Origin of the sequence: Gaetbulibacter sp. PBL-D1, assembly GCF_050509525.1 — a bacterium.
GTDB lineage: Bacteria > Bacteroidota > Bacteroidia > Flavobacteriales > Flavobacteriaceae > Gaetbulibacter_B > Gaetbulibacter_B jejuensis.
Map to the genome: position 1 here is coordinate 23,866 of NZ_JBNWKB010000023.1, position 7,908 is coordinate 31,773.

Annotated in this window: 4 protein-coding genes; 3 read left to right on the forward strand and 1 reads right to left on the reverse strand. The window is 34.6% G+C overall.

Annotated elements, in window-relative coordinates; genetic code table 11:
- The first annotated feature begins 55 nt into the window (after positions 1-55).
- Together ACQ0RB_RS14890 and ACQ0RB_RS14895 are read left to right on the forward strand one after the other, a co-directional pair.
- Complete coding sequence (locus ACQ0RB_RS14890) at positions 56-757, forward strand: CoA transferase subunit A (protein WP_134198385.1); 702 nt, start codon at positions 56-58, stop codon at positions 755-757.
- Positions 758-759: 2 nt separating this feature from the next.
- Complete coding sequence (locus ACQ0RB_RS14895; protein ID WP_430499431.1) at positions 760-1,413, forward strand: 3-oxoacid CoA-transferase subunit B; 654 nt, start codon at positions 760-762, stop codon at positions 1,411-1,413.
- A gap of 383 nt (positions 1,414-1,796) precedes the next feature.
- Here the strand turns inward: ACQ0RB_RS14895 and ACQ0RB_RS14900 are convergent, their stop codons facing one another.
- Complete coding sequence (locus ACQ0RB_RS14900; protein ID WP_430499433.1) at positions 1,797-3,488, reverse strand: ABC transporter ATP-binding protein; 1,692 nt, start codon at positions 3,486-3,488, stop codon at positions 1,797-1,799.
- Between the two features lie 211 nt (positions 3,489-3,699).
- On the opposite strand from ACQ0RB_RS14900, the gene ACQ0RB_RS14905 reads away from it, so the two are divergent.
- On the forward strand, positions 3,700-7,908 hold a 4,209-nt coding region (locus tag ACQ0RB_RS14905; protein WP_430499435.1), incomplete at its 3' end, for a reprolysin-like metallopeptidase.

The window sequence follows — 7,908 nt, forward strand, 5'->3', positions numbered from 1 at the left end:
TCATTTTAGAATGGCTTTTTTATTTTGTATTTTTCGGTAGAAAATATTCTTAAAAATGATAAATAAAAAAGTTGCAGATGTCACAGAAGCACTCAAAGGTGTTTCTGATAATATGACATTTATGCTTGGTGGTTTTGGGCTTTGTGGTATTCCTGAAAACAGTATTTCTGAACTGGTTAAACGCAATGTAAAAGGTGTGACTTGTATTTCTAACAATGCAGGTGTTGACGATTTTGGATTGGGATTATTACTTCAAAAACATCAAATAAAAAAAATGGTGTCTTCTTATGTAGGAGAAAATGATGAGTTTGAACGCCAAATGCTAACTGGAGAACTCGAAGTTGAGCTTATTCCTCAAGGTACTTTAGCTGAACGCTGTAGAGCTGCTCAATCTGGTTTTCCTGCATTTTACACACCTGCTGGTTATGGAACTGAAGTTGCAGAAGGCAAAGAAACAAGAGAGTTTAATGGAAAAATGTATGTATTAGAACAAGCTTTTGAAGCCGATTTTGCTTTTGTAAAAGCTTGGAAAGGTGATGAGGCTGGTAACTTAATTTTTAAAGGTACAGCAAGAAACTTTAACCCAGTAATGTGTGGTGCAGCCAAAATAACTGTGGCTGAGGTTGAAGAGCTGGTACCTATTGGAGAATTGGATCCAAACCAAATACATATCCCTGGAATTTTTGTACAGCGCATTTTCCAAGGAAAAGACTATGAAAAACGAATTGAGCAACGCACAGTAAGACAAAGAGATTAATTATGTTAGATAAAAACGGAATTGCAAAACGCATAGCAAAAGAAGTGCAAGATGGTTACTATGTTAACCTTGGTATTGGAATACCAACTTTGGTTGCCAATTATGTAAGAGATGATATTGAGGTTGAATTTCAAAGTGAAAATGGTGTTTTAGGTATGGGACCTTTTCCTTTTGAAGGCGATGAAGATGCTGATATTATAAACGCTGGAAAGCAAACTATCACCACACTACCAGGAGCTAGTTTTTTTGACTCTGCTACTAGTTTTTCAATGATTAGAGGTAAGCACGTTCATTTAACAATACTTGGTGCTATGGAAGTTGCTGAGAATGGAGATATAGCCAATTGGAAAATTCCTGGACGTATGGTAAAAGGTATGGGAGGCGCAATGGATCTTGTTGCAAGTGCCGAAAATATTATTGTAGCAATGATGCATACTAATAAATCAGGTGAATCCAAACTTCTAAAAAAATGTTCATTACCACTAACAGGAGTGGGCTGCGTAAAAAAGATTGTGACCAATATGGCTGTTTTAGAAGTAACTGATGACGGTTTTAAACTTTTAGAAAGAGCTCCAGGTGTTTCGGTTGAAGCTATTAAAAATGCAACCGAAGGTCGTTTAATTGTTGAAGGAGATATTCCTGAAATGGACGTTTAAAATTCAATATAAACTATAATAAATTGAGCCACTTTTTTAAGTGGCTTTATTTTTTTACAATTTATATTTGTAAGAAAAATCTTCAGACAATCGCTTAAATGTTAAAAATTAATGCTTTTTATCGATTTTTTATGTATTTAAGCCGATTTATTCAAAAGTTTATTTCATATTAGCAAAACCAAATCGAAACTAAATAATTAACCAAATCTGTCATAAACTTAATTTATGATTTTCCCCAAATCTATCATAAATTTCTACTTATGAAAAATGTAGCCCCAAATCTACCAAGACCTACTTTTTTTGAAAGCAAGATTTTTTCAACCTTTCAAAGCACGTTAAGATTAATGAGAAGCATCTTAGCGTTAACCAAAAAAATATTCATGCTATAACCCTTTTGGGATGGCATGAATTAATTTTTTTGTGTACTCTTTCTGAGGAGAGTTGTAAATTTCATCAGCATCATTCATTTCTTCAATTTCACCCTTATTCATAACCACTAATTGGTCTGACATATATTTCACTACAGATAAGTCGTGCGAAATAAAAATATATGTAAAGTTGAAGTTTTCTTTCAACTCGTTTAAAAGATTCAATACTTGTGCTTGAACCGAAATATCTAAAGCCGAAACCGATTCGTCACAGATAATTAACTTTGGTTGTAATGCTATAGCTCTTGCAATACCTACTCGTTGACGTTGCCCACCAGAAAACTCATGTGGATACTTGTAAAAAGAATCATTATCTAAACCAACCCTTTCTAGCAAGTCCATTACTTTCTCTTTCCTTTCATTATTTGAAGTTCCTATACGATGCACTTTCATAGGTTCCATTATGGCTTTACCAATAGGTAGTCTAGGATTTAACGAAGCATAAGGGTCTTGAAAAATAATTTGGATGTCTTTTCTAAGAGCTCTGATTTTAGATTTTGATAAGGTATTAATGTCAACTCCATTGTATAGGATTTTACCAGCTGATGCTTTGTCTAATAATAAAATGGCATTTGCTAATGTTGACTTACCGCAACCAGATTCTCCAACAAGCCCCAAAGTTTCTCCACTGTACAATTTAAAACTTACATTATTAACCGCTTTAAAAACTGTAGGCTTAGAAAACCATCCAGATTTTGAGAAATACTCTTTTTCCAAATTAACTATTTCAAGCAATGGAGGTTTTGAATAAATAGTCTTATGAGTTATTTGTCTTTCTTCAGTAGATACAACTGTATAATCAGTAGTTTTATTAATAAAATCGCTAATGGTTGGTAGGGTTTTCAGTCTAACATCCAATGAAGGTTTTGAATTTATTAATGCTTTTGTGTAAATGTGTTCAGGTGTTTTAAAGACTGTATTAACATCACCTTGCTCAACAATTTCACCCTTGTACATAACAACAATTCTGTTCGAAATTTCTGAGACCAAAGCGAGATCATGAGAAATAAAAATAATGCTCATGCCTTCGTTTTTTTGAAGCTCTTTTAAGAGTTTAATAATTTCTTTTTGAACAGTAACGTCTAGAGCTGTTGTAGGTTCGTCAGCTATAAGTATTTTGGGTTTACATGCAATAGCCATGGCTATCATTACACGTTGCTTTTGTCCGCCAGAAATTTCATGAGGATATGCGCTAAACACACGTTCAGGTAATGGCAGTTTTACTTTTTCAAAAAGAGATAAAGTTTCTGCTTTAGCTTCAGTTTTTGAAAGTGAGGTATGTTTTAAAATAATTTCAGAAACCTGCTTGCCACAAGTCATAGAAGGGTTTAACGAACTCATTGGTTCTTGAAAAATCATTGCAATATCATTGCCTCTAATATGTTCAAAAGCTTTTGATTTTAATTGTGTTAAATCAAGGTTGTTAAATACAATTTCACCAGAAGTTATTTTTGATATTTTATTAGGCAAAAGCCCTAAAATAGCTAGAGAAGATACTGATTTTCCAGAACCAGACTCTCCAACAATTCCTAAAATTTCATTTTCATAAAGCGTATACGAAATGTGTTTGATAATGTCTTTTTCTCCTGAATTTGAAGAAAATGAGATAGACAAGTCGTTAACCGAAAGTAATTTTGATTTGGACATGTGTAAATGTAATCAAATTTTAAGATGAAATTTTGAGGTTTAAGATTGCATATTGAAATATGTAAGACATTTCTTGTGATGCATTACGGAAAAACCGTAAAAATCAACTTTTATTGCGAAGTTATCAACAAAACAGTTAAATTTTTGAATTTAAATGTTACTTTTAATAAATAATTAACAAAAATTCTGTCAATAACCCTTAAATCCCTAAATGATGAAAGTAAAATTACTTTTGCTCATTTTTACAATGAGTATGAGCATTGCTATGGCTCAAAACAAATCTTTATGGCAAAAACAATCACTTAATAATAGTGAAAAGATCAAACCTTCAAAAGCAAATTTGCCTAGAGCAAATAGCTATGTTTTAGACATTGAAAGTTTAAAACATGCGCTTAAAAGAGCACCATTAAGGTCTTCTTCATTAAATTCATCAAGTGTTGTTTTATCTTTTCCTAATTCTGAAGGACAACTCGAACGCTTTAAAATATTTGAAGCTCCTGTCTTTAGTCCAGAGTTAGCTGCAAAATATCCTAACATTAAATCTTATATAGGAAAAGGTGTTGAGGACCCTTCTTTAACAATACGATTTAGTGTTTCTCATTTAGGCTTTCAATCTATGCGGTTAGCTGCTGATAAATATGCAACATTTATTGAAGCTATAACTGACGATTTATCATATTATACGGTTTATAAAAGAGCAGATAAAATTGATTTTTCAGATGATTTTGAATGTGAAGTTACAGCACAAATGAATTCTAGTTTAAATGGTCAAAACCCTCAAATGGCTATGAGAAATGCCGATGATGGTATACTACGAACGTATAGACTTGCGGTTTCTGCTACTGGAGAATACACACAATATCATGGAGGTACAAAAGCCTCAGCATTGGCAGCGATAAACGCAACTATGACTAGGGTTAACGGTGTTTTTGAAAACGACTTTAATGTTAATATGGTTTTAATTGGCAATAATGACGACGTAATCTATACAAACGCTAATACTGATCCATATAGTAATGGAAGTTATAACAGTCAGTTACAGTCTACCCTTACTAGTGTAATAGGAGAATCTAATTATGATATAGGTCATTTATTTGCAAGAGCTTCTAATAATGGAAACGCAGGATGTATAGGTTGTGTTTGTGTAAATGGTCAAAAAGGTAGTGCATTTACATCGCGAACTGATCCTGAAGGAGATCCTTTTGACATTGATTATGTTGCTCATGAAATTGGGCATCAGTTTGGAGCAAATCACACTTGGACTTTCAATGGAAATGAAGGCACAAATGCACAAATGGAACCAGGAAGTGGTTCAACAATTATGGGTTATGCAGGAATTACAGGTGCAACAGACGTACAATCAAATAGTGACCCTTATTTCCATGCAGTTTCAATTGAGCAGGTAACAGACTATATTAAATCTACAAGTTGCCAAACAAATACAAATACAGGTAATGCTGTTCCGGTTGTAAATGCGGGAGCTAATTATACTATTCCAAGAGGAACTCCATTTGTATTAGAAGGTTCAGCAACCGATGCTGATTCTGGAGATGTACTAACCTATTGCTGGGAACAATATGATGAAAACAATGCATCTACAACTTATCCAAGTGTTAATGCAACTAGTGGAGTTGCGTTTAGATCATATAACCCAACAACTGACAATAAAAGATACTTTCCAAGATTATCTACCATAAAAACAGGTAATACATCGTGGCAATGGGAAGCAGTACCTAATGTAGCAAGAACTTTAAATTTTAGATTGACCGTTAGAGATAATCAAATAGGAGGAGGAACAAATAATAGTGACGACATGGTTGTTTCTGTAAACAGTAACGCAGGACCATTTGTGGTTAACTCACCAAATACAAATGTTACATGGAACGCAGGTACAACTCAAACCGTAACTTGGGATGTTGCAGGTACAACCGGAAACGGAGTTAATGCTGCTAATGTTGATATTTTCTTATCTACTGATGGCGGAGATACTTATCCAATTTCGTTAGCATCTGGTGTTCCAAACGATGGTTCACATGATATTATAGTTCCTAATAACCAAGGAAATCAAAACAGAGTTATGGTTAGAGGTTCAAATAATATATTTTTTGATATCTCAAACAGCAATTTTACAATTGCAGGACAAGTGGTTTGTAATGCAACAGTTCCAACTGGGTTATCAGCATCTAATATAGGCTCTAACTCAGCGACATTAAGCTGGGATGCAGTTCCTGGAGCGTCTTACGATGTTCAGTATAGGGAAACTGGAGCGCCAACATGGACAACCTTATCCGTAAATGGAGTATCTACTAACTTATCTGGTTTAGCTACATTAACGCAGTATGATGCAAGACTAAGAAGTGTCTGTCCTGATAACGCTACATCGTCTTATAGTAGTATTATTAATTTCACAACTACTGATGTGCAATTAAACTACTGTTCATCTACAAGTTCAAATGTAAATGATGAATACATAAGTAGGGTACAGCTAAACACTATTGATAATAGCTCAGGAGCTCAGTTCTATTCAGATTTTACAAGTATTTCAACTACCTTAACTAAAGGAAGTCAATATACAATTACTGTAACACCAACTTGGACAGGAACAACCTATAACGAAGCATATTCGGTATGGATAGATTACAATAGAGATGGAGATTTTAATGATGCAGGAGAGCAAGTGTGGACACAATCACCAACACAAACAACACCAGTTTCTGGAGCATTTACTATTCCAACAAATGCAGTAGAAAACGCAACAAGAATGCGTGTGTCTATGAAATATAATGGAGTTCCAACTGCATGTGAGTCGTTTACCTATGGTGAAGTTGAAGATTATACAGTTGTGATTCAAGGTTCAGGACCAGATGTTGAAGCTCCTAGTGCACCAACTAGTCTTACTGCTTCAAATACAACTCAAACTACAACAGATTTAAGCTGGAATGCTTCAACCGATAATGTTGGAGTTACAGGTTATGATATCTATCAAGATGGAAGTGTAATAGCAACAGTTACTGGTACAAATTACCAAGTTACAGGATTAACGGCTAGTACAACTTATGCGTTTTATGTGGTTGCTTTTGATGCTGAAGGAAATGAATCGAATAATAGTAACACAGCTAACGTAACTACCTTAGACCCACCAGATACACAAGCACCAACAGTTCCAACAAATTTGGTAGCTTCTAATACAACACAAACCACAACAGATTTAAGCTGGAGCGCTTCATCTGATAATGTTGGTGTTGCTGGATATTATGTATACCAAGACGGAGTTAATATTGCAACAGTTTCAGGAACTACATATCAAGCTGTAGGCTTATCACCAGAAACATCATATAGTTTTAATGTAGCTGCATTTGATGCTGCAAGTAACACCTCTTCACAAAGTAATACAGCTAATGTAACAACGTTAGTACAACCAGATACCCAAGCACCAACTGCACCAACAAGTTTAACAGCGTCCAATACAACTCAAACTACAACAAATTTAAGTTGGAATGCTTCAACTGATAATGTAGGTGTTTCAGGTTATGATGTCTATCAAGACGGAAGTGTAATAGCAACAGTTACTGCTACAAATTACCAAGTTACAGGATTAACGGCTAGTACAACTTATACGTTTAGTGTGGTTGCTTTTGATTTAGCAGGAAATCAATCTAGTGCTAGTAATACAGCAAATGTAACTACTTTAAGTCCTCCAGATACTCAGGCACCAACAGCACCAACAAGTTTATCTGCATCAAATACAACAGACACATCAACAGATTTAAGCTGGAATGCTTCAACTGATAATGTAGGTGTAACTGCGTATAATGTTTATCAAGATGGAAGCTTAATAGCATCTACGCCTTCAACAAGCTATCAAGTAACAGGGTTAAGTCCTAGTACAACGTATGCGTTTTATGTTACTGCGTTAGATGCAGCTGGAAATATGTCTTCGCAAAGTAATACAGTTAATGTTACTACTCAAGATGTACAGATTACATACTGTTCCTCTGCAAGCTCAAATGTAAATGATGAATACATAAGTAGAGTACAGCTAAACACAATTGACAATAGCTCAGGTGCTCAGTTCTATTCAGATTTTACAAGTATTTCAACTACCTTAACTAAAGGAAGTCAATATACAATTACTGTAACACCAACTTGGACAGGAACAACCTATAACGAAGCATATTCGGTATGGATAGATTACAATAGAGATGGAGATTTTAATGATGCAGGAGAGCAAGTGTGGACACAATCACCAACACAAACAACACCAGTTTCTGGAGCATTTACTATTCCAACAAATGCAGTAGAAAACGCAACAAGAATGCGTGTGTCTATGAAATATAATGGAGTTCCAACTGCATGTGAGTCGTTTACCTATGGTGAAGTTGAAGATTATACAGTTGTGATTCAAGGTTCAGGACCAGAT

What these genes read in the sequence shown, in the direction of transcription:
- ACQ0RB_RS14895 (WP_430499431.1), top strand. Translation starts at nt 760, where the DNA reads ATGTTAGATAAAAACGGAATTGCAAAACGCATAGCAAAAGAAGTGCAA.
- ACQ0RB_RS14890 (WP_134198385.1), top strand. Translation starts at nt 56, where the DNA reads ATGATAAATAAAAAAGTTGCAGATGTCACAGAAGCACTCAAAGGTGTT.
- ACQ0RB_RS14900 (WP_430499433.1), bottom strand. Translation starts at nt 3,488, where the DNA reads ATGTCCAAATCAAAATTACTTTCGGTTAACGACTTGTCTATCTCATTT.